Source organism: Streptomyces asiaticus (assembly GCF_018138715.1).
Classification (GTDB): Bacteria; Actinomycetota; Actinomycetes; order Streptomycetales; family Streptomycetaceae; genus Streptomyces; species Streptomyces asiaticus.
The window spans coordinates 9593296-9613774 of record NZ_JAGSHX010000006.1; the positions used below are offsets into that span (position 1 = coordinate 9593296).

The following is a 20479-nucleotide window of genomic DNA, read 5'->3' on the forward strand; positions in this document are numbered from 1 at the left end:
GTGCGGCGCGACTGTTGGGCACGCTCCCTGCCTACAGGCTCTCCCAAGAAGGCGGACGCCGCACCGCGAGGATATTGGTGACGGTGTGTTCATCATCGATGACTGAATGTATGGCCGGTGGTGTCGGGTGCCGTCGCCACTCGCGCTCCGGCGACCGCAGGTGTAACAGGGGCGCCTCCCGGGCACCCGCGCCCGGAAAGGATCAAGCCTCTCAAGAGAGCGGGCCCGGTCCGGACACCTGGCCGGGACCGCGGAACGGAAGGCCATGAGCAGCGGTTTCATGGGTCCGGGTGACTTCGGTCCAGATCCGTTCGAGGAATTCATGGCGCGATTCCTCGGCGGCGGACCGCGCCCCGGCCTCCGCCATATCGACATCGGCCGCCTGATGAGCGACCCTGCCCGGCAACTCGTCGCCGACGCGGCCACCTACGCCGCCGAGCACGGCAGTGCCGATCTGGACACCAAGCATCTGCTGCGTGCGGCGCTTGCCACCGAGCCGACCCGGGGGCTGCTGGCGGGGGCGGGCGCCGACACCGACGCGCTGGCCGCGGAGATCGACCGGATGAGCGGCGAGGGGCCGCGGCGGACCCAGCTGTCCGTCACCCCCGCGGTCAAGCGCGCCCTGCTGGACGCACACGAACTGGCCCGTACGAACGGCGCCTCCTACATCGGCCCCGAGCATGTGCTCGGGGCGCTGGCCGCCAACCACGACTCCACGGCCGGCCGCATCCTCAACTCCCTGCCCTTCGACGCCGCGGCGGGCCGGGGCGGACCGCAGAGCGCACCGGGCCGGCCGTCGGTCAGCGGGACGGCCGGTCAGCAGTCCGGCCGACGGCAGGACACGCCCACCCTCGACAAGTTCAGCCGCGATCTGACCGACCTCGCCCACGCGGGGCGGATCGACCCGGTCATCGGCCGGGAGCAGGAGATCGAGCAGACCGTCGAGGTGCTGTCCCGCCGGGGCAAGAACAACCCCGTACTGATCGGCGACGCCGGTGTCGGCAAGACCGCCATCGTCGAAGGACTCGCCCAGCGCGTGGCGGAGGGAGACGTCCCCGACATCCTCCTGGGCCGCCGGGTGGTCGCCCTGGACATGTCCGCGGTCGTCGCCGGCACCCGTTACCGCGGCGACTTCGAGGAGCGGCTGAGCGGCATCATCGACGAGGTCCGCACCCACTCCGAGGAGCTCATCGTCTTCATCGACGAGCTGCACACCGTGGTCGGCGCGGGCTCGAGCGGCAGCGAGGGCGGGTCCATGGACGCGGGCAACATGCTCAAGCCCGCCCTGGCCCGTGGCGAACTCCATGTCATCGGCGCCACCACACTGGAGGAGTACCGCCGCCACATCGAGAAGGACGCGGCGCTGGCCCGGCGCTTCCAGCCCATCCTGGTCCCGGAGCCCTCCGTCGCCGACGCGGTGGAGATCCTGCGTGGCCTGCGCGACCGCTACGAGGCCCATCACCAGGTCCGCTTCACCGATGAGGCGCTGCTCGCCGCCGTGGAGCTGTCCGACCGCTACCTCACCGACCGGTTCCTGCCCGACAAGGCCATCGACCTGGTGGACCAGGCAGGCGCCCGGGTGCGGCTGCGCTCGCGTACCAAGGGCACCGACACCCGCAGCCTGGAGCGCGAGGTCGAGCAGCTGACCCGGGACAAGGACCAGGCGGTGGCCGCGGAGGAGTACGAGCGGGCCACCCAACTGCGCGACCGCATAGGCGAGTTGAACCGCCGGATCGAGGCCGACGGCGGCACCGAGCCCGACGACGGGCAGAGCCTCGAGGTCACCGCCGAGAACATCGCCGAGGTGGTCTCCCGCCAGACCGGGATCCCGGTCAGCAGCCTCACCCAGGAGGAGAAGGCCCGCCTGCTCGGCCTGGAGGAACACCTGTCCGAGCGGGTCATCGGGCAGGACGAGGCCGTGAGCGCCGTCGCCGAGGCGGTGCTGCGCTCCCGGGCCGGTCTCGCCGACCCCGGCCGCCCCATCGGCAGCTTCCTCTTCCTCGGCCCGACCGGCGTCGGCAAGACCGAACTCGCGCGGGCGCTGGCCGAGGCGCTGTTCGGCAGCGAGGACCTGATGGTCCGGCTGGACATGAGCGAGTACCAGGAGCGGCACACCGTCAGCCGGCTGGTCGGCGCCCCGCCCGGGTACGTCGGCCATGAGGAGGCCGGGCAGCTCACCGAGGCGGTGCGCCGCCGCCCCTACGCGCTGCTCCTGTTCGACGAGATCGAGAAGGCGCATCCGGACGTGTTCAACACCCTGCTCCAGGTGCTCGACGACGGCCGGCTCACCGACGCCCACGGCCGTACGGTGGACTTCCGCAACACGGTCGTCGTGATGACCAGCAACCTCGGCTCCGAGGCCATCGGCGGGCGTGGTGCACTCGGCTTCGGGACCGCGGACGCCGAGACGGACGAGCAGGCCCGGCGCGAGCGCGTCCTGCGACCGCTGCGCGAGCACTTCCGGCCCGAGTTCCTCAACCGCATCGACGAGATCGTGGTCTTCCGGCAGCTCACGGACGAGCATCTGCGCCAGATCACCGATCTGCTGCTGGAGGAGACCCGCCGTCGGCTGCACGCCCAGGACGTCACCGTGGAGTTCACCCCGGAGGCCGTCGACTGGATCGCGCGGCGGGGCCATGAACCGGCTTACGGTGCCCGGCCGCTGCGCCGCACCATCCAGCGGGAGGTGGACAACCGTCTGTCGCGACTGCTGCTGGACGCCGAGATCTCGTCCGGCGACCGGGCCCGGGTGGAGGTCGCGGACGGACGGCTGGTGTTCCACACCGACACCGCCTCGAACGCCGGGCAACCGTGACGCCCGCGGTGTGCCGCGAACGCCGGGCCGTGCCCGGCCGCTCCTCCGCCGTATGGGCTGTATGAGCTGTATGGGCCGTAAGGTGGGAAGGGTCCACCGGGGACGGCGCCCGAAACGGGGTGGCGGACCGGGGGAGCCGGCGCGCCGCGGGCGGAAAGGAGCGCATCGGACATGGACCAGCAGAACCCGCACCCTGACCGCACTCCCGGACCTGCCGGATCTCCCGGGCCTCCCGGAACTCCTGCGACACCCGGGCCTGCGACACCCGGATCTCCCGGACTTCGGCCGAGTGTGGGCGTGCCGCCGGGCGAGACCCCACCGGCCGAGGGCGGCCTCTCGGAAGCGGGCCCCCGCGAGACGTACAACCCCACGAAGGGCTGGTCGAAGGGCCCCACGATCGTCATTTGGCTCTTTGTGGCGTTGTTCGTGACCTTCTGCATCGCGTTCGCGATCGCCGTGCTGGGGTGACCTGGGGCGAGCCCTTGGGTGACCTGGGGCGAGCCGGGGTGAATGCCACCGGCCGCCCCCGTCGCGGTATGCCACGGCCCCCGAGGGCCAAGCCCTCGGGGGCCGTCGGAGATCTTTCGATCAGCTAGGAGATGTTTCCATCAGCGGATCAGCTGCCGAAGCGGGTCTTCAGGAGCTGCTTGCCCAGCTCGGCTCCCTTGCGGCTGTCCGCCTGGGCCTTGCGGAACAGCTCCGCGACCTCGGTGTCCTTGTCCCGTTCCGCGTCCTGGATGTAGGTCTCCATGCGCAGCGCGTTGCTCAGGCATGCCTCGACGTACCAGACGAGGTTGTAGTCCTTGTCCTTCGTGCCGGTGGCCTCGCCGGTCTCGGCGGTGTGGGTCATGGTGTCTCTCTCCTTTCCACTGACTGGGGGCCGAGTGCCCCTGACGGCCTGGGTGATGCATGGATCGGCCGCCCTCGCGCCGCTGATCGCGGGTGATGTTCGCTTTTCGAAGTGGCTGGGAACAAGGGGGTGGACGCGAAGGAGGCCACGCTGATGCACGACGACCACGAAGCGCCGGGAAACGGCGGCCGTGAGGCTCGGTCCGGCCGTGTGGAGACCCGCGAGGAGCGGGCCGACCGCAAGTGGGCCGAGTTGCTCCAAGAGGTGAGGGTGACGCAGACGGGCGTGCAGATTCTGTTCGCGTTCCTGCTCACGGTCGCCTTCACCCCGCGCTTCCACGACCTGGGCCAGGTGGACCGGGCCATCTACGTCGTGACCGTCCTTCTGGGGGCGGCGGCCACCGGCGCGTTGATCGCACCCGTCTCCTTGCACCGCATCGTCACCGGACGCCGGCTGAAGCCGGAAACGGTGGACTGGGCCTCCCGTTTCACCGTGGCCGGGCTGGTGCTGTTGCTGTGCACAGTGGCGTCGGCGCTGCTGCTCATCCTGCGTGTCGTCGTGGCCGATGTCACCGCGTTCTGGCTGGCGGCCGCGGCCCTGCTCTGGTTCGTGATCTGCTGGTTCGTACCCGCGGCGTGGCTTTTCCACCGCTCGCGCAAGCAGCGCTGAGCAACGGTTTTCTCCGCAGGTGGAGGGGGACTCGTCCGCCATGGATCACACGCAGGCTCCGATTCTGGAGGCCCTGGCTCGCTACCACGAGCGTGGGGCCCTTCCGTTCACTCCGCCCGGGCACAAGCAGGGCAGGGGCGCCGACCCGGAGGTCGTCAAGGTCCTGGGGGACGAGGTGTTCCGCGCCGACCTCCTGGCCTTCGGTGGCCTTGACGACCGGCTGGGGTCAGGTCGTGTGCTGGAGCGCGCGGAGGAGCTGATGGCGGATGCGGTGCGCGCCGAGCACACCTTCTTCTCGACCTGCGGCAGCTCGCTCTCCGTCAAGGCGGCGATGCTGGCGGTGGCCGGCCCCCACGAGACGCTGCTGGTGGGCCGGGACGCGCATAAATCGGTGGCCTCCGGCCTGATCATCTCCGGTGTCCGGCCGATCTGGGTGGACCCCGAATGGGACGGTGCCCGCCATATAGCGCATCCGCCGTCGGCCGCGTCCTTCGAGCGGGCATTCGACGAGCACCCGGAGGCCAGGGGCGCCCTGGTGACCAGCCCCACTCCGTACGGATCCTGCGCCGACCTGGAGGGGATCGCCGAGGTCTGCCATCGGCGTGGCCGCCCGCTGATCGTCGACGAGGCGTGGGGAGCGCATCTGCCGTTCTGCTCCCAGCTGCCGAGCTGGGCCATGGACGCGGGTGCCGATGTCTGCGTGACCAGCATCCACAAGATGGGCAGCGGTCTGGAGCAGGGCTCGGTGTTCCACCTCCAGGGCGACCTGATCGAGCCGGCCGTCCTGAAGTCCCGCGCCGATCTGCTCGGCACCACGAGTCCGTCCGTCCTCCTCTACGCGGGAATGGACGGGTGGCGTCGGCAGATGGTGCTGCACGGCGAGAAACTGCTCGGCGCGGCGCTGCGCCGGGCACATGCGGTGCGCGACGAGATCGCGGCCATCGACGGACTGCATGTGGACGGGCCCGCGGACTACGTGGGCCCGGGTCTGGGCAGTGACTTCGATCCGTTTCCGGTCGTCATCGACCTCACCGGACTCGGGGTGAGTGGCTACCGGGCGGCCGACTGGCTCCGGGGACAGCACGACGTCAACGCCCATCTGGCCGACCACCGGCGGATCAGCACCCAGCTCACCCACGCCGACGACCCCTCGACGACCGGTGCGCTGCTGACGGCGCTGCGCGAACTGGCCGGCCACGCGGAGGATCTGCGGCCCGCTCCCGAGGTGGCCGTACCGACGCCGGACGAGTTGCGGATGGAGCAGTCCTGTCTGCCGCGGGACGCCTACTTCGGCGCGGTGGAGGACGTGCCCGTGGCCCGTGCGTCCGGACGGGTGGCGGCCGAGATGATCACTCCCTATCCGCCGGGTATACCGGCCGTGCTGCCCGGCGAGGTGCTGACCCAGCCGGTCCTGGACTATCTGCGCTCCGGGCTGAAGGCCGGGATGAACCTCCCCGACGCGGCCGACGCCGGGCTGGACACCATCCGGGTCCTGGTCGAAGGGACCGGAGCCGACTGACACCCGGGCGCCGAGCCGACTGACACCCGGGCGCCGAGCCGACCGACGCCCGGGCGCCGACCGATGTACGGGCACAGGTCAGCTCGAGGTGGGGTCGACCAGGACGTAGTCGGAGGGGAGCGGCTGGTCCCCGAGGTGAGCGCGGAGGATCTCCTCGACACCGGCGGCGATGCGCTTCTGCGCCTCGATCGTCATGCCCGAGCAGTGGATGGTCATCGCATGCCGGGGCATGGTCCGCCACGGGTGGTCGGCCGGGGCGGGCTCGGGATACCACGTGTCGCCCGCGTACCCGGCCAGGTGGCCGCTCTCCAGCGCCGCCACCAGGGCGTCGGTGTCCACGGTCGCGCCACGGGCGGTGTTCACCAGCCAGCTGCCGGGTTTCATGGCGTTCAGCCGCTCACGGTCGAAGAGCGCCTTGCTGCCCGCCATCAGCGGCAGCGCCAGGCAGATCACATCGGACTCGGCGACGAGGGCGTCCAGCCGCGCGTACGTGACGCCCAGTGTGGTCTCCTCGGCTGGGGAGCGCCGGTGGTTGGCGTAGTACAGCATCCGTACGTCGAACCCCTTGAGGCGCAGCGCGGTACGGGCGCCGATCGCGCCGAGTCCGACCAGCCCGACGGTCTTGCCCTCCAGGTCGTGTGCGTCGCGGGAGACCTCCGCCACGTCCCAGCGGCCCGCCACGGCCTGCTGGTACCCGGGGATCAGATTGCGCACCAGGGCGAGGATCTGCATCACGTTGTGCTCGGCCACACTGACCACGTTGCTCTCGGTCACCTCGGTGACCCGGATGCCGTGCCGCCCGGCCGCCTCCATGTCGATGTGGTCGGAACCGACACCGGCGGTGATGACCAGCTTGAGCTTCCTGGCCCGCTCCATGCGCTTCTCATCGAGGTAGAGGGGCCAGAAGGGCGTGGTGATGAGCACCTCGGCGTCGGCGAGCTGGGCGTCGGCCTCCTCGCCGGTGTCGGAGGTACCGACGATCTCGTGCCCCTGTTCCGCCAGGAAGGGGCGCAGGCCCAGGACGTTCTCCGCCGTGGCGAGCACCTCCGGGTGTTCTTCCTCCGCCCGTTCTCCCGGGTACAGCACTGCGAGGATCTTCATCAGCGACGGCCTGCGCATAGTGGGCGCACGCTCACCGGACGACTTCCCCGGCGCCCGGCGACATCAATGGATCAGTGCGAAGTACCCGTGAAATCCCATGGCAACCGGGTCCGCGACCATGGGGCACCCACCGAGGCGAGGCGTGGGCCGAGTGGGTGGCATGGTCCGGTGGCGTCGTCCACGCCGCGATTGCGGCAGGTGGTATGGGGAACCCGGCCCACGAAGGCGAAGCCGAGGCCCACCACGACAGCGGCGGACGGAGCAGAACGAACGGTGAGCGAAACGCATCCCGCGACGACGACCCGGCCGATGCCCCTGCCCACGGCACGGGGAGAGGTGTCCGGCGCGCTCGTCGACGCCCTCGTACGCGAGCCCGGCGGGGCGACGCTGCCCGACGGCCGGTCGCTCCGGGAAGCCGATCCGTACGGCGACGATCCGCAGCTCGCGCTCTACATGTGTTACGAACTCCACTACCAGGGCTTCTCCGGTGTGGACGACGCATGGGAGTGGGACCCTGAGCTGCTCCGGATGCGGCAGGCGCTCGAGCGGCGCTTCCTGGACGCGCTGCGCTCCGACGCCACCACGCACGACGCCCCGGACGCCGCCGTGTCCGGGCTGCTGGTGGAGCCCGCCGATGGCACGGGCGTGTCGCACTTCCTCCGGGACGAGGGCGAGCTGTGGCAGCTGCGTGAGTACATCGCGCATCGGTCGCTCTACCAGCTCAAGGAGGCCGACCCGCATGTATGGGTCCTGCCACGGCTGCGGGGCCGGGCCAAGGCGGCGATGGCGGCCGTGGAGTACGACGAGTTCGGGGCCGGGCACGGGGACCGGGTGCACGCGGAGCTGTTCGCCGATCTGATGGCCGATCTGGGTCTGGACCCGGCGTACAACCACTATCTGGACGCCACGTCGGCGTGGATGCTGGCGGTGGTCAACATGATGTCGCTGCTGGGCCTGCACAGAGCGCTGCGCGGCGCCCTGGTGGGGCACTTCGCCACCGTCGAGATCACCTCCTCGCCCGCCTCCGACCGGCTGGCCCAGGCACTGCGACGGCTGGGCGCGGGCGAGGCGGCGGTGTTCTTCTACACCGAGCACGTGGAGGCCGACGCCGTACACGAGCAGGTCGTACGCCATGGCGTGATCGACGACCTCCTGAAGCGCGAACCCGGGCTCGCCGCGGACGTGGCGTTCGGTGTCGATGCCACCGTGTTCCTGGAAGACCGCTTCGCCGATGAGGTTCTGGACACCTGGCGGAAGGGCCGGTCCTCACTCCGCGTCCCGCTGTGATCCCGGCCGCCCCACCTCCTCGGACTTGGCCGGATCCGAGGCCCGCCGCCCCGAAGACCAGCAGCCCCACGACGAGGGTGCGCCCTCGTTCTTCCATCGGTGGAGCGGTGACCGCAACGAGGTAGGCTGCGGGCTCGTGAGCGCGAAGCCGGACGGGAACACGGGAACGGACGCGGACCGGGGTGAAGAGGGCCGTGGACCTCGCTCTCGACCGGGAGCCGTCATGACCGCCCCTGCCACGACGCTGATCGAGGCGGCCCGGCGCCTCGCCCGTGAGGTGCTGGCGCCCGGCGCCGAGGCCGCCGACCGCGAGGGCGTCTCCCCGGCCGCGATCGCCGAGGTCAAGAGGTCCGGGGTGCTCGGGGTGAGTGGCCCGGCGGCGTACGGCGGGACGCGGGCGCCGGACGCGGTGGCCCGCGAGATCGCCGAAATCCTCGCGGGGGCGTGCTGCTCCACCTACTTCGTCCAGGCCCAGCACCACAGCCCGGTCAGGATGCTCGCCGCCTCCGGCTCACCGGCGCGCGAGCGGCTGCTGCGGCCGCTGTGCGACGGCACGCTGCTGTCCGGTATCGCCTTCTCGCATCTGCGGGCCTTCCCCCGCACACCGGTGCGGGTCACCCGGGTCCCGGGTGGCAGGCGCTTCGACGGTCGGGTGCCGTGGTACACCGGCTGGGGCCTGAACGATGTGATGCTGCTCGCCGGGGTCACCGACGACGGCGAGGCGCTGTTCGCCTTCGCGGACGCCCGTGAGCAGCCCGGGCTGCGGCCCACGCCGCCGCTCGAGCTCGCCGCGCTGACCGGCACCCGCACGGTCGGCCTGGAGCTGGACGGCCTGGTGGTGCCCGAGGAGGCGGTGGTCTGGAGCCGTCCCTACGAGGAGTGGGCGGTCGCGGACCGGCCGAAGAACACCAACCCCAACCCCGCCGTGTTCGGCGTGGCCGGCGCGGCCCTGGAGCTGCTGGAGGCCGCCGGGGACGCGGAGGCGAAGGAGACGGCGCAGGTGCTGGGCGAGCGGCTGCGCGAGGTGCGCCGGGAGGCGTACGCGCTGGTGGACGAGGTTCCCCCGGGCGAGCGCCTGGCGGACCGGCTCGCGGTGAAGACCCGGGCCTACGCCGTGCTGCGCGCCGCCACCACCGCGGCGATCGTGGCGGGCGGCGGCAGGGCCTTCGGCCTCGGCAGCCCCGCCCAGCGGCTGGCCCGGGAGGGCCTGTTCCTGGTGGTGCAGGGTCAGACCGCGGATGTCCGCAGCGCGCATCTGCGGGCGCTGCGCGGCTGACCCGCCCGCCTACTCCAGGCCGGAGGCGCCGAGGATGCCCCGGGTGGCCGTGTCGTCGAGATCCCGGCCGAGCAGCCGCAGGATCTCCGTACCGTGCCGCAACGTGCCCGCCTCGAGGGAGCGCCGGGCACCGGTGTCCAGCTCGTGCCACAGCAGCGGATCCGCGATCAGGACGCCCAGGTCGAGCGTCACCCGGTGGCCGTAGGCGTCGCACAGGCGCAGACGAGTGGCGATCCGGCCGTCCCGCCACACCCCGGCCAGGGCGTCGGTGCGCACCCGGCGGACGCGTACGGGCCCCCGTACCGTCAGCCGGCCGCCGCCCGCCGTCACCCGCGGTGGCCGCAGCACGGCGAACACCGCCACCGCGAGCAGGGCCCACAGATCGGCCCGCGCCACGGTGAGCCCGCCCGAGGCCCAGTCGAGCACCGTCGTCGCTCCGGCGAACGCCAGCGCGAGCCACACCGCCCACCGCGCGTCCGCACGCCGACGGCGGCCACCGGGCGTCCGGGCGGGCCGGTCCATCAGCCCTTCCATACGGGCACGCTAGGCCGGGCGCAGGGCGAAAGGAGCGCACCCTGACGCTCCTCTTACGCCGCTCTCGCCACCTTTGACGGAGTTCTTGCGCCCGGCCGCCGTGTCTTACGCCGCGAGCTCCTTGCGGATGCGGTTCAGCATGAAGGCGGAGGACTCCCGCGCCCGTTCCTCCCAGGCGAAGACGCAGGAAGTGGCGACACCGTCGAAGTTCAGCTCGCGGAGGGTGCCGAAGAAGGTGTCCCAGTCGACCTCGCCCTGGCCGATGTCCAGGTGCTGATGGATACGGGCCGGGGTCCGGGGCGGGTTGAGGATGTAGCGCAGCCCGGAGGAGCCCTTGTGGTTGAAGGAGTCCGCGATGTGCACATGCTGGAGCTTGTCGCCCGCGTAAGCCATCATCGCCGCGATGTCCGCCGTCGGTTCGGCGCCGGAGAGGTGGAAGGTGTGCGGAGCGCAGTAGAGGTAGTTCACCCACGGCTTGTTGATGGCGCGGACCAGGTCGACCGCGGGGGTGTTCTCCTCGCAGAAGTCGTCCGGGTGGGCCTCCAGGTTGAGGGCGATGCCCTCGCGTTCGAAGAGCGGCAGCAGCTCCTCCAGCGAGCGCCAGAAGGCGGCCTCGCTCTCGGCGGCGCGCTCGGGGCGGCCGTTGAACTCCGAGTTCATCAGCGGACACTCGAGGTCGGCGGTGATCTCGATCATCCGCTTCCAGTAACGGACGGCGGTCTGCCGCTCGGTCTCGTCGGGCGAGGACCACGTGTACAGCGGCAGCACGGAGGAGAGCTGGACACCGTGCGTGCGCAGGGCCCGCTTCAGCTCCGCGACGCGCTCGTCGTCCGCCCTCGGGTGGAGGAAGAACGGCATGAAGTCGTCGCGCGGGGACAGCTCGATGTATTCGTAGCCGAGTTCGGCGACCGTGCGCACCATCTCGTCGAGCGGCAGCGCGCGGAGCATATAGGGGTCGAGGGCGATCTTCACGAGGTGGCTCCGTAGCATGCGGGTCGGGGCTTCATGTCGACGGTGATCATCTGGCCGCCCGACTCCAGGGACTCGACGGCGGCATCGGTGATGACGGTGGCGGCGTAGCCGTCCCAGGACGACGGGCCGGTGGGTTCGGCGCCCGCCGCGACCGAGGCGATCCACTCGCGGAACCCCGACGTGGACGCCGTCCCGACGGCCGCCGGGTCCGGCAGCCTGACCAGGCCGGCACGTCCTTCGCCGCAGCCGGCCAGGTGCTCACGGGTGCTGACGGCGATGGGCAGTCGTATGTCGTACTCGTCCAGCAGGAGCTTGCCCAGCCGGTCGGCGTGCCCCCGCGACGGCGGTCAGCTCGGCCACCTTACGCACGTGGGCGAGCGTCTCGTCCCAGGCGTCGGGGCGGTGCAGCGCCCCGAACGCGGTGCCGCCGCAGACCCGCAGACCGCGCGCGTCGAGCTCGGCCTTCAGCCGCCGCGGGTCGGTGGGCAGGTAGCCGTACGGGCCGAGCTCCAGCCACTGGTAGCCGGCCGCGGCCAGCTCGTCGAGGAAGCGGGTGTACGCCACCTGGTGCTCGTCCTCGGGGAACCAGACGCCCCAGGAGTCGGGGGCGGAGCCCAGGCACAGATTGCCCGTGGTGGTGCGGAGAGGGGATGGCGCCGTTGCCATGGCGTTGTCCTTCTGCGGAGGGGGAGGACGGGGTCATCACGGATCGGGGACGGGGCTGGCTGGCGCGCTCTACTAGCGCGCTCTAGTCGAGTACGATGGCCGCTGTCCGAATGTCATGTCAATAGCTTGTTGCCGGGGGATTTCGCGACTGACCGTAAGGTTGGGCCGCGTCGGAAGGTGATCACGGGTGGAAACATCGGGCAGGCAGCGGCCCACCATGGCGGACGTCGCCGAGAAGGCGGGCGTGTCCCGGGCCCTGGTCTCGATCGTCTTCCGCGATCAGCCGGGGGCGAGCCCGCAGACCCGTGACCGGGTGCTGCGCGTCGCCGACGAGATCGGCTACCGGCCCGACAGCGCGGCCCGGCTGCTGGCCCGTGGCCGCAGCCGCACGCTCGGCGTGATGTTCACCGTGCGTCAGCCCTTCCACGCCGACCTCGTCGAGGCCATCTACCCCGAGGCCGAGCGGCTCGGCTATGACGTCCTGCTCTCCGCGACCGCTCAGGGGCGTGGCGAGGCCAAGGCCGTCGAGGCGCTGCTCGGCCACCGCTGCGAGGCGGTGATCCTGCTCGGCCCCGACGCCCAGCCCGCGGACGTCGACGCACTGGGACACCGCACGGTCGCCGTCTCCGTCGGCCGCCGGGTCCCCCACGCCCGCGTCGACAGCGTGCACACGGCCGAGGGCAAGGGCGTACGGCAGGCCATGGAGCACCTCGTCGAACTGGGCCACCGCGGGATCGTGCACATCGACGGCGGCCGCGGACCGGGCTCGGCCGAGCGCCGCCGCGCCTACCGGGCCGCGATGCGCCGCCATGGCCTGGAGCCGGAGCTACGGGTGATCCCGGGTGAGCACACCGAGCAGTCGGGCATCGACGCGGGACGGCTGCTGCTGGCCGAGCGCGATCACGGCCGGCCCCTGCCGACGGCGGTCCTCGCGGGCAACGACCGTTGCGCGATGGGGCTGTTGATGACCCTGGCGCACGCGGGTGTCGAGGTTCCGCGCGATCTGTCGGTCGTGGGCTACGACGACAGCCACCTCTCCCATCTGATGCCGATCGGCCTGACCACGGTCCGCCAGGACGCGGTGCTCATGGCCGAGTACGCGGTGCGGTTCGCCGTGGAGCGGCTGGAGAACACGGTGCCGGAACCGAGAGAGGCGGTGCTGGACCCCAAGCTGACGGTACGGGGCACCAGCGGACCGCCCACGGGTGGCTGAACGCGAGGCGGCTCACCGATTACCCGGGGCTGGAGCGACGCCTGTTGGAACGCGGCTTCCACCACCTGGCGGATGGTGTGAATACGGCTGGGCAGCAGCAGGCCGACGTCGACCAGCTCCTGAGATGAAGGCCATGTCCATCCGGCCGGTCATGATCGCTTCGCTGATGACCCCGCCGAAGTTCTCGCGAAGACCTGAAGGAGGTCATGGCCAAGTCCCGGGCCCGCGTCGACGCGGAAGACGGGTACATCGCCGACTACCGCGCGGGGAAGAGCGTGATCGAGGTCAGTCGGCTGGCGGCGGTGCTCGAGGCCAAGGGGCTCGTCATCGACGAGTAGCGCCGGGCGGCGCGCGGCAGGTCCACACCTTCCCGAAGGAATCGTGGGGTCTACAGCTTCTCGAAGGGATCGTGGTTCGCGAGCAGCTTCTCCACCCGCGCCTGATCGACCCGGCTGACGATCTGCCCGGCCTCCTGCCGGTCCCGGATCACCTTGGCCAGGGTGAAAGCGGAGGTCACCAGGTAGAGCACGGAGATGGCGAGGAAGCCGCGCACCCAGGCGTTGGCGCTCAGCTGGAAGATGCCGATGGCGGTGGCGGCCATGGCGACGGCGAAGGAGGCGATCGCCTGACCGTAGAACGCGGCCGTGCTCTGCTGCTTGACCGGTGTCTCACTCATGCGGACAAGAATGGGCGGATGCGAATCGGCCCCGCATCCGTCCGGATACTCAGGTACGTACTCAGAAATACGTATTCGGAAATCGGCGCCGTCAGTGCGGTTGGCGCAGTCCCGCGATGAGGAGGGCGACCAGTCGGCGTGCGTCATAGCCGGGGTCGTGCTCGGCGCCGATGCAGAGGTTCCCGACGCCGCGCATGAGCTCGAGCGCCTTCAGATCGGACCGGATCTCTCCGGCTTCGGCCGCGGCGTCGAGCAATTGGGTGCACACGGGCAGGAGGCGGTCGATGAAGTACGAGTGCAGCGTGTCGAAGCCCGCGTTGTCGGACCGCAGCACGGCGGCGAGGCCGTGCTTGGTGACCAGGAAGTCGACAAAGAGATTGATCCACTGGCCCAGCGCGGCATGCGGCGTCTCGCTGCTCGCCAGCAGGGCCGGACCGGCCTCGGCGCAGGCCTCGACCTGGTGCCGGTAGACGGCGATGATCAGATCCGCCCGCGTCGGGAAGTGGCGGTAGATCGTGCCCACCCCGACACCGGCCTTGGCCGCGATGTCGCGTACCGGAGCTTCCACGCCCGAGGTGACGAAGACCGAGGCGGCCGCGTCGAGCAGGGCCTCCTGATTGCGCCGGGCGTCCGCCCGCTTGGACCGGGCCGAGGGCCCCGCGCCCTTGTCGCCGTCGTTCACCGCGCACTCCCTCCACTGCCGGACTTGCCATACGGAACAGCGTTCCGTATCTTTACCGGAGCCAGGTTCCGTTTGCTTATGATGCCAGAGCGGGGGCCCGGCAACCAAACCGCGCATTGCCGTCGCGCAATGCCACCACGCTTCCCCGCAGTGGAGGAACACGGTCATGCAGTACCGCACCTTGGGCCGCACCGGTGTGCAGGTCAGCTCCCTCGCGCTCGGCGCGATGAACTTCGGCAGGATCGGGCGCACCACCCAGGACGAGGCCACCGCTCTCGTCGACGCCGCTCTCGAGGCCGGGATCAACCTCATCGACACCGCCGACATGTACAGCGCCGGCGAGTCGGAGGAGATGGTCGGCAAGGCCATAGCCGGCCGCCGCGACGACATCGTGCTGGCCACGAAGGCGGGGATGCCCATGGGCGACGAGCCCAACCACCGTGGCAGCTCACGCCGCTGGCTGGTCACCGAGCTGGACAACAGCCTGCGCCGTCTTGGCGTCGACCATGTCGATCTCTACCAGATCCACCGATGGGACCCGGCCACCAGCGACGAGGAGACGCTGTCGGCGCTCACCGACCTCCAGCGCGCGGGGAAGATCCGCTACTTCGGCTCCTCGACCTTCCCCGCCTACCGCGTCGTACAGGCCCAGTGGGCCGCCCGCGAGCACCGCCTGAGCCGCTATGTCACCGAACAGCCCAGCTACTCGATCCTCCAGCGGGGAATCGAGCGCGACGTACTGCCCGTCACCGAGGAATACGGACTCGGCGTGCTGGTGTGGAGCCCACTGGCCTCGGGCTGGCTGTCGGGCGCCATCCGTGCGGGCCGGGCCATCACCACCAGCCGCTCGGCAATGATGCCGGAGCGCTTCGACGTCACCCTCCCCTCCAACCGGGCCCGGCTCGATGCCGTCGAGCGGCTGGCCGAGGTCGCCGACGAGGCCGGACTGACCATGATCCAGCTCGCGCTCGGATTCGTCACCGCGCATCCCGCCGTGACCAGCGCGCTCATCGGTCCCCGCACACTGGACCATCTGCGCACGCAGCTCGCCGCCGCCGACACCGTGCTCTCCGCCGATGTGCTCGACGCGATCGACGCGATCGTGGCCCCCGGCACCGACCTCGCCGCGCATGAGAAGCACGACACTCCGCCCGCGCTGCTCGACCCGTCACTGCGGCGCCGCTGACGGGTCCGGCGCCGCCTCCCTCCGGGCGCGGGTGAGCGCGGCGACCGCTTCCCGGGGGTCGTCCGCGTGGAACCGGAGCGTATGGGCGACGCCTTGGCGCCCGAGGGGCCGTACGAAGGTCACCGGCTCCGTCAGCTCCACCGTCACCGTGGTCTGGCTGCCCACCGCGAGGTCGAGCACCCCGTCCGGGCCCAGCCGCACCAGCCGTGCGTCCGGATAGCGCCGGTCGACCCGGGCGGCGGCGATGGTGGCGGCCGGAATCCGCAGGTCGAACAGTGCGCCGTAGCGGATGCGCAGCGAGCCGTCGGACCCCACGACATGCGGCCGGACCACACAGGCCGCGTGCAGGGCGAGGACCAGCACCACCCCGTACACATCGATGACGAGCGTGATGGCGTGCACGACCGGCCAAGGGATGATCAGTGCCAGCCCGACGGTCTCGATGACCGACACGAAGATCATCCCGTACATCATGGCCGTCTGGGGTCCGGTGTAGGGGACGGCCAGCGCGCCCTCGGGGACCTGGTGGCGGCGGCGCAGCACCCACGGTCCGAGGCTGTGCAGGGCCCGGGCCTCGTGCATGAGGAGTCGGCGCGCGACCAGCGGGACCCGGCTCATGACGCCCTCCTGCCCAATCGGCCGGTCAGCTGCTCCATCACCCGGCGCACCACCGCGGCCTGGGCGGGCGAGTAGTCGTCGAGCAGTGCCTGCTCGAAGCCGGTCGCCGTCGGGCCGCCGTCCGGGATGGCCGCCAGCACCTCGTCGGGCACGGCGGCGGACAGCTCCTCGGCCAGCGGCGCGATCCGGGGATCGTCCGCCGCGGCCCCCTCCAGTTCGTCCAGCCGCTCGTACAGCGGGAGCACGGCGGGGTCCTCGGCCAGCGGCCGCAGCGCCGTGTACACCGCGTCCCCGCCGATCATCCCCTCGAGCAGCATCAGGTGCTCGCGGTCCTTGGCGGCGGTCGGCGAGGAGGTGGCGGGCGCCACCTTCAGGAGCTCGATGAGCGCGGGGGAGAGCGGCGCGTCCGGTGTGAGCGGGCCGTCCAGCAGCGCCGCCAGCACCTTGCGGCGCTGCTGGATCTCGTGTTCCTGGCGGGCGAGATCGGTGTCCAGCTCGCCCAGCACCTCGGCCAGCTCACGCCCGGCGTCGTCGGCGAGGACGTCCCGCACCTCGTCCAGGGAGAGCCCGAGCTCGGTCAGCCGCCGGATCCGGGCCAGCAGAACGGCGTCCCGGAGGGTGTAGACCCGGTATCCGTTGGCGCGCCGCCGGGGCTCGGGCAGCAGACCGATGTGGTGGTAGTGCCGCACGGTCCGGGAGGTGACTCCGACGAGCGCGGCGATTTCTCCGATGCGCATGTGGCCAGTAGAAACCCTGCCGCTGCGACAAGGTCAAGCGCGGCCGCCCGGCGGCCCCTCGACGGCGCCGATATCGGGGCGGCCGCGGTAGAGCGGGGCGCCACGGTAGTCACGGCCACCGTTGTCCGGGACGACGGTGCCGGTGCCGATCAGCGGTGAGTCCGGGCGGGGAGCGAAGCCCAGCGCGGTGCCCAGCCGCGGTCCACTGTCGGCCGTGCCGTACGGCCCGGACACCTCGGGGTTCACCAGCAGCGGGTCGCCCGTGCGCGCGGTGGGGTCGGTGGCGGGGACGGGCAGCGGTCCGCGTGGTCTGTGCGGTGTGCGCGGCGGCGGGGTGCGCGACCAGTGTGGCCGCGCCGAGAGCGGCGGCCACGAGAAGGCCGAGCGGCCGTCGGCCGCGTCTGACGGATCGTCGTCCGGATGTCATTCGTCGAAGAGAAAGCGCTGTCACACGGAGCGTCAAGGGTCCGTCACTTCCGTAGCGGCCGTCCGGCGCCGAAGCCCCCCGCACCGGCGGTGACCTGGCCGAGGCGCTCGGACTGCACCCGCGCGGCGCCGCCGACTTCCTCGACGCGCTGGTGGCCCTCGGATTCCTGGAGCGCTCCGAGGGCGTGTACCGCAACAGCCCGTCCGCCGACACCTTTCTCGACCGCAGCAAGGCCACCTACGCGGGCGGCATCCTGGAGATGGCCAACAGCCGGCTGTATCCCTTCTGGGGGTCGCTCACCGAGGCGCTGCACACCGGGAAACCGCAGAACGAGCACAAGCACGGCGGCGACGTATTCGACGCCATCTACCACGACCAGGAGGGCCTCGAGCGATTCCTGCACGGAATGACCGGGCTCAGCATGGGCAAGGCGATGGTGATAGCCGAGCGGTTCCCCTGGGCCGACTGCCGGACCGTGCTGGACGTCGGCGGAGCGGTGGGCTGCGTCCCGGTGGCGGTGGCCCAGCGCCACCCCCATATGAGCGGCGGTGTCTTCGCGCTGCCCCGGGTGCGGCCCGTCTTCGAGAAATACGTGGCGTCCTTCGGCCTGGAGGACCGGCTCACCTTCCACGGTGGCGACTTCTTCACCGATGACCTGCCCCGCGCCGATGTGATCGTGCTGGGCCAGATCCTGCACGGCTGGGGCCTGGAGGAGAAGCGGCTGCTGCTGAAGGAGGCGTATGACGCGCTGCCCGACGGGGGAGCGGTCCTCGCCTACGACGCCATCATCGACGACGACCGTAAGGAGAACACCTTCGGTCTGCTGGCCAGCCTGAACATGCTCATCGAGACCCGGTCCGGCTTCGAGTACCCGGCCGCCGGCGGCCGTGCCTGGCTGGCGGACACGGGGTTCAGCGGCAGCCGGATCGAACCGCTGACGGACGGCTACTCCATGCTGGTGGGCATCAAATAGCGGTGACCTGGCCGCTCGGCCCGGCCCCGGGACCAACCCGGCGCCGGGCCGGAGCCGCTAGAAGCGGTAGCGCAGGATCCGGCCCACATTCCGGAAACCGGGCAGATGCGCCATCACCCGCATGCTCATCCGGCCGGAGGCCGGCATCTTCTCCACCCCCGGCATGTCCACGCTGCGCACCGCGTCGAGGCAGGTCAGCCCCGGGTGCCAGGTCTCGACCTCATGGGGGTCGTCCAGGCCCCAGTGGAGAGTGGCGCCCGCGTTGCGCACCGCGGGGACCATCTTCTGGAGCCGGATGCCCAGCGGCCCGTAGACATCGAAGAGCAGCTGGCCGCTGGGGAACCGCTCGGTGATCCGCTGGATCAGCCGCTTGCCCTCCTCCTTGCGCAGATACATCGTCAGCCCCTCGGCGACGACCACGGCGGGCCGGTCGTCCGGCACCTCGCGCAGCCATGCCTCATCGGTCACCGAGGCGCCGACCATCTCGTAGTTCCCCGACGGCTCGGGCAGCAGCCGCCGGCGCAGATCGATCACCTCGGGGTAGTCGACGTCGAGCCAGCGCACCGACGACGGCGGGTCGAGGCGCTGCACCCGGGTGTCGAGACCGCACGCGAGATGGAGCACGGTCGCCTTCTGATGCTCGGCCAGGAACTCCAAGGCCCAGTCGTCGAGCTGTTTCGCCCGCAGGGCGATGCCGACCGCCGTCGTGTCCGTCATCCCCGTTTTGCCGAAGTCGTAGGCCACGCGCTCCACGGCCTCCCGGGCCGCGTGGTCGTGCAGGATGGAGTCGGGTGAACGGCTGTCCACCGCCCTGCCGTACAGCGTGGCGAGCAAGGTCTCCTGAGCGCCGCTGAGAGTGATCTTTTCGCGATCCATGGTTCCTCGTCGATGTGGGGGTACCGGACGGACCATTCCGTACGGTTGCGTAGGGAATGGGCAGAACCCGTGTCCGTACGGTCCCACGTTCCCCCCGGCAAAAGCGACCGGCCCCTGGGCCATTCGAGTTCATCCGGCCAACATCGGGCGGACGGGCGCGGTGAGCGTCAGTGGTCCTCGCCGTGGTCCCGCGTCAGCCACAGATCGGGGCCGAAGACCTCGTAGTGGATCGCGGAGGGGTGCACACCCCGCTCCAGCAACTGGGTCCGCACCGACCGCATGAAGGGCATCGGCCCGCACAGATACGCCTGCACGCCGTCCGGGATCTCGATGCCGGACAGGTCGACGCGGCCGGTGCGCTCGGCCGGCCAGTGGCCCTCGGGCCGCTCGTACCACGTATGGGCGGTGCCCCGCGCCAGCTTGGTGACCAGCCGCTCCTGGTCTTCGCGCAGGGCGTGGTCGGCGGCGGAGCGGTCGGCGTGGACGGCGATGACCGGGGCCTGGTGCCCGCGGGCCGTCAGCTCCTCCAGCATGGCCACCATCGGGGTGCAGCCGATCCCGGCGGAGGCGAGCAGCAGCGGTGTGTCCGTGCCGTCGAGCACGACATCGCCGTAGGGCGCGGAGACGGTGAGCTCGTCGCCCTCGTGGATGTGGTCGTGGAGGTGGCCGGAGACCTCACCGGCCGGGCCCTCGCCCGCGGCCTCGCGCTTGACGGAGAAGGAGCGCACGGTGGCGCCGGGGGCGTTGGTCAGGCTGTACTGGCGGATCTGCCGCGCTTCGTCGGCCAGTTCCACCTGCACCGAGACATACTGGCCCGCCGTGAACGCCGGGGCGGGGCGGCCGTCCGCCGGACGGATCCGGAAGGTGGCCACATCCGCGGTCTCCCGGACCCGCTCGACCACCTCCCACTGCCGCCAGGTCCCGCCGGCCAGCACGCCCTGCTCCGCGTACAGCCGCCGCTCGATCTCGATCAGGGCGTTGGCCATCAGCCAGTACACCTCGTCCCAGGCGGCGGCCACCTCCTCGGTGGCCGCGTCGCCGAGCACCTCCGCGATGGCGGCGGACAGATGACGGTGCACCACCGGATACTGCGCGGCGCTCACCCCGAGCGAGGCGTGCTTGTGGGCGATCCGGCTCAGCAGGGCGTCGGGGCGGGTGCCCGGCCGCTCCACCAGGGCGGTGGCGAACGCGGCGATCGCGCCCGCGAGGGCCTGCCGTTGGGTGCCCGCGGCCTGGTTGGCCCGGTTGAACATGTTCCTCAGCAGTTCGGGGTGGGCCGTGAAGAGCTTCCGGTAGAACAGCTCGGTGATGGTGCCGATGGCCTCACCAACGGTGGGAAGCGTGGCGCGGACGGTCTCGGCGGACTTCTGGGAGAGCATGAGCGGGCCTAACTGGTATCTCA

Annotated in this window: 21 protein-coding genes and 3 pseudogenes; 11 read left to right on the forward strand and 13 right to left on the reverse strand. The window is 71.2% G+C overall.

The genetic code is table 11. The features are described 5' to 3' along the window. The first annotated feature begins 265 nt into the window (after positions 1-265). Both KHP12_RS48030 and KHP12_RS53710 read left to right on the forward strand, forming a co-directional pair. Entirely contained in the window at positions 266-2815 is a 2550-nt protein-coding gene (locus KHP12_RS48030) for an ATP-dependent Clp protease ATP-binding subunit (protein ID WP_211834693.1), read from the forward strand. Between the two features lie 291 nt (positions 2816-3106). Then, positions 3107-3283 carry a DUF6480 family protein gene (locus KHP12_RS53710; protein ID WP_167442385.1) on the forward strand — a complete coding sequence of 59 codons (177 nt, stop codon included), beginning with the start codon at positions 3107-3109 and terminating at the stop codon, positions 3281-3283. A gap of 148 nt (positions 3284-3431) precedes the next feature. On the opposite strand, the gene KHP12_RS48040 is transcribed toward KHP12_RS53710, so the two are convergent. Continuing rightward, positions 3432-3665: a hypothetical protein gene (locus KHP12_RS48040; RefSeq protein ID WP_086880360.1), complete on the reverse strand. Its 234-nt coding sequence runs from the start codon at positions 3663-3665 to the stop codon at positions 3432-3434. Positions 3666-3818: 153 nt separating this feature from the next. Here KHP12_RS48040 and KHP12_RS48045 point away from each other — a divergent pair, with 153 nt between their 5' ends. Continuing rightward, positions 3819-4334: a DUF6328 family protein gene (locus KHP12_RS48045; RefSeq protein ID WP_086880387.1), complete on the forward strand. Its 516-nt coding sequence runs from the start codon at positions 3819-3821 to the stop codon at positions 4332-4334. A gap of 40 nt (positions 4335-4374) precedes the next feature. Continuing rightward, complete coding sequence (locus KHP12_RS48050; RefSeq protein ID WP_211834694.1) at positions 4375-5853, forward strand: aminotransferase class I/II-fold pyridoxal phosphate-dependent enzyme; 1479 nt, start codon at positions 4375-4377, stop codon at positions 5851-5853. A 78-nt stretch (positions 5854-5931) separates the two neighbouring features. Here KHP12_RS48050 and KHP12_RS48055 read toward each other — a convergent pair whose 3' ends face one another. Continuing rightward, complete coding sequence (locus tag KHP12_RS48055; protein WP_211834695.1) at positions 5932-6954, reverse strand: NAD-dependent formate dehydrogenase; 1023 nt, start codon at positions 6952-6954, stop codon at positions 5932-5934. A 309-nt stretch (positions 6955-7263) separates the two neighbouring features. Here KHP12_RS48055 and KHP12_RS48060 point away from each other — a divergent pair, with 309 nt between their 5' ends. After that, a complete protein-coding gene (locus tag KHP12_RS48060) occupies positions 7264-8241 on the forward strand; it encodes an iron-containing redox enzyme family protein (protein ID WP_211835013.1) in 978 nt (325 codons plus the stop codon). A gap of 223 nt (positions 8242-8464) precedes the next feature. Next, a complete protein-coding gene (locus KHP12_RS48065; RefSeq protein ID WP_211834696.1) occupies positions 8465-9517 on the forward strand; it encodes an acyl-CoA dehydrogenase family protein in 1053 nt (350 codons plus the stop codon). Positions 9518-9526: 9 nt separating this feature from the next. Here KHP12_RS48065 and KHP12_RS48070 read toward each other — a convergent pair whose 3' ends face one another. The 4 genes and pseudogenes from KHP12_RS48070 to KHP12_RS48080 all read right to left on the reverse strand — a co-directional run. Continuing rightward, positions 9527-10051, reverse strand: a complete 525-nt coding sequence (locus KHP12_RS48070; RefSeq protein WP_246648948.1) for a hypothetical protein — start codon at positions 10049-10051, stop codon at positions 9527-9529. Between the two features lie 105 nt (positions 10052-10156). Beyond that, entirely contained in the window at positions 10157-11023 is an 867-nt protein-coding gene (locus KHP12_RS48075) for a sugar phosphate isomerase/epimerase family protein (RefSeq protein ID WP_086880364.1), read from the reverse strand. Next, positions 11020-11259, reverse strand: a pseudogene (locus KHP12_RS52045) (inositol 2-dehydrogenase); the annotation flags it as partial. The gene KHP12_RS48075 and the pseudogene KHP12_RS52045, both read right to left, overlap by 4 nt. A gap of 15 nt (positions 11260-11274) precedes the next feature. Further along, positions 11275-11689, reverse strand: a pseudogene (locus KHP12_RS48080) (2-keto-myo-inositol dehydratase); the annotation flags it as partial. A gap of 217 nt (positions 11690-11906) precedes the next feature. On the opposite strand from KHP12_RS48080, the gene KHP12_RS48085 reads away from it, so the two are divergent. Both KHP12_RS48085 and KHP12_RS52655 read left to right on the forward strand, forming a co-directional pair. Further along, positions 11907-12902 carry a LacI family DNA-binding transcriptional regulator gene (locus KHP12_RS48085; protein ID WP_086880365.1) on the forward strand — a complete coding sequence of 332 codons (996 nt, stop codon included), beginning with the start codon at positions 11907-11909 and terminating at the stop codon, positions 12900-12902. A 206-nt stretch (positions 12903-13108) separates the two neighbouring features. Beyond that, a complete protein-coding gene (locus tag KHP12_RS52655) occupies positions 13109-13240 on the forward strand; it encodes a hypothetical protein (protein ID WP_276328615.1) in 132 nt (43 codons plus the stop codon). A 50-nt stretch (positions 13241-13290) separates the two neighbouring features. Here KHP12_RS52655 and KHP12_RS48090 read toward each other — a convergent pair whose 3' ends face one another. Together KHP12_RS48090 and KHP12_RS48095 are read right to left on the reverse strand one after the other, a co-directional pair. Continuing rightward, complete coding sequence (locus tag KHP12_RS48090; protein ID WP_037957710.1) at positions 13291-13578, reverse strand: YiaA/YiaB family inner membrane protein; 288 nt, start codon at positions 13576-13578, stop codon at positions 13291-13293. A 91-nt stretch (positions 13579-13669) separates the two neighbouring features. Continuing rightward, positions 13670-14260 carry a TetR/AcrR family transcriptional regulator gene (locus tag KHP12_RS48095; RefSeq protein WP_086880366.1) on the reverse strand — a complete coding sequence of 197 codons (591 nt, stop codon included), beginning with the start codon at positions 14258-14260 and terminating at the stop codon, positions 13670-13672. Positions 14261-14426: 166 nt separating this feature from the next. Here KHP12_RS48095 and KHP12_RS48100 point away from each other — a divergent pair, with 166 nt between their 5' ends. Next, entirely contained in the window at positions 14427-15446 is a 1020-nt protein-coding gene (locus KHP12_RS48100) for an aldo/keto reductase (RefSeq protein ID WP_211834697.1), read from the forward strand. On the opposite strand, the gene KHP12_RS48105 is transcribed toward KHP12_RS48100, so the two are convergent. The 3 genes from KHP12_RS48105 to KHP12_RS48115 are packed head-to-tail and all read right to left on the reverse strand — an operon-like array spanning position 15429 to position 17047. Continuing rightward, complete coding sequence (locus tag KHP12_RS48105; RefSeq protein ID WP_086880368.1) at positions 15429-16064, reverse strand: hypothetical protein; 636 nt, start codon at positions 16062-16064, stop codon at positions 15429-15431. The two genes, KHP12_RS48100 and KHP12_RS48105, sit on opposite strands and share 18 nt — an antisense overlap. Further along, positions 16061-16801: a MerR family transcriptional regulator gene (locus KHP12_RS48110; RefSeq protein ID WP_086880369.1), complete on the reverse strand. Its 741-nt coding sequence runs from the start codon at positions 16799-16801 to the stop codon at positions 16061-16063. The genes KHP12_RS48105 and KHP12_RS48110 overlap by 4 nt, the downstream gene beginning before the upstream one ends. 33 nt (positions 16802-16834) lie before the next feature. Then, the gene (locus KHP12_RS48115; protein WP_208652876.1) at positions 16835-17047 is read right to left on the reverse strand and encodes a hypothetical protein; all 213 of its coding nucleotides are present in this window, start codon (positions 17045-17047) and stop codon (positions 16835-16837) included. Positions 17048-17310: 263 nt separating this feature from the next. On the opposite strand from KHP12_RS48115, the pseudogene KHP12_RS53920 reads away from it, so the two are divergent. Both KHP12_RS53920 and KHP12_RS48120 read left to right on the forward strand, forming a co-directional pair. Then, positions 17311-17439: pseudogene (locus KHP12_RS53920) on the forward strand (methyltransferase family protein); the annotation flags it as partial. A 48-nt stretch (positions 17440-17487) separates the two neighbouring features. Further along, positions 17488-18201: a methyltransferase gene (locus KHP12_RS48120; RefSeq protein ID WP_281429691.1), complete on the forward strand. Its 714-nt coding sequence runs from the start codon at positions 17488-17490 to the stop codon at positions 18199-18201. Positions 18202-18258: 57 nt separating this feature from the next. On the opposite strand, the gene KHP12_RS48125 is transcribed toward KHP12_RS48120, so the two are convergent. Next, positions 18259-19077 (reverse strand): class I SAM-dependent methyltransferase, encoded by an 819-nt coding sequence (locus KHP12_RS48125; protein WP_211834698.1) that lies wholly within the window; start codon positions 19075-19077, stop codon positions 18259-18261. Positions 19078-19244: 167 nt separating this feature from the next. Next, positions 19245-20456 (reverse strand): globin domain-containing protein, encoded by a 1212-nt coding sequence (locus KHP12_RS48130; RefSeq protein ID WP_211835016.1) that lies wholly within the window; start codon positions 20454-20456, stop codon positions 19245-19247. Positions 20457-20479 lie beyond the last annotated feature (23 nt).

Excerpts from the sequence above, each read along its gene's own strand:
- KHP12_RS48030 (WP_211834693.1), top strand. The coding sequence starts at position 266 with ATGAGCAGCGGTTTCATGGGTCCGGGTGACTTCGGTCCAGATCCGTTC.
- KHP12_RS48040 (WP_086880360.1), bottom strand. The coding sequence starts at position 3,665 with ATGACCCACACCGCCGAGACCGGCGAGGCCACCGGCACGAAGGACAAG.
- KHP12_RS48045 (WP_086880387.1), top strand. The coding sequence starts at position 3,819 with ATGCACGACGACCACGAAGCGCCGGGAAACGGCGGCCGTGAGGCTCGG.
- KHP12_RS48050 (WP_211834694.1), top strand. The coding sequence starts at position 4,375 with ATGGATCACACGCAGGCTCCGATTCTGGAGGCCCTGGCTCGCTACCAC.
- KHP12_RS48055 (WP_211834695.1), bottom strand. The coding sequence starts at position 6,954 with ATGAAGATCCTCGCAGTGCTGTACCCGGGAGAACGGGCGGAGGAAGAA.
- KHP12_RS48060 (WP_211835013.1), top strand. The coding sequence starts at position 7,264 with ATGCCCCTGCCCACGGCACGGGGAGAGGTGTCCGGCGCGCTCGTCGAC.
- KHP12_RS48065 (WP_211834696.1), top strand. The coding sequence starts at position 8,465 with ATGACCGCCCCTGCCACGACGCTGATCGAGGCGGCCCGGCGCCTCGCC.
- KHP12_RS48070 (WP_246648948.1), bottom strand. The coding sequence starts at position 10,051 with ATGGAAGGGCTGATGGACCGGCCCGCCCGGACGCCCGGTGGCCGCCGT.
- KHP12_RS48085 (WP_086880365.1), top strand. The coding sequence starts at position 11,907 with ATGGCGGACGTCGCCGAGAAGGCGGGCGTGTCCCGGGCCCTGGTCTCG.
- KHP12_RS52655 (WP_276328615.1), top strand. The coding sequence starts at position 13,109 with ATGGCCAAGTCCCGGGCCCGCGTCGACGCGGAAGACGGGTACATCGCC.
- KHP12_RS48090 (WP_037957710.1), bottom strand. The coding sequence starts at position 13,578 with ATGAGTGAGACACCGGTCAAGCAGCAGAGCACGGCCGCGTTCTACGGT.
- KHP12_RS48100 (WP_211834697.1), top strand. The coding sequence starts at position 14,427 with ATGCAGTACCGCACCTTGGGCCGCACCGGTGTGCAGGTCAGCTCCCTC.
- KHP12_RS48105 (WP_086880368.1), bottom strand. The coding sequence starts at position 16,064 with ATGAGCCGGGTCCCGCTGGTCGCGCGCCGACTCCTCATGCACGAGGCC.
- KHP12_RS48110 (WP_086880369.1), bottom strand. The coding sequence starts at position 16,801 with ATGCGCATCGGAGAAATCGCCGCGCTCGTCGGAGTCACCTCCCGGACC.
- KHP12_RS48120 (WP_281429691.1), top strand. The coding sequence starts at position 17,488 with ATGGCCAACAGCCGGCTGTATCCCTTCTGGGGGTCGCTCACCGAGGCG.
- KHP12_RS48125 (WP_211834698.1), bottom strand. The coding sequence starts at position 19,077 with ATGGATCGCGAAAAGATCACTCTCAGCGGCGCTCAGGAGACCTTGCTC.
- KHP12_RS48130 (WP_211835016.1), bottom strand. The coding sequence starts at position 20,456 with ATGCTCTCCCAGAAGTCCGCCGAGACCGTCCGCGCCACGCTTCCCACC.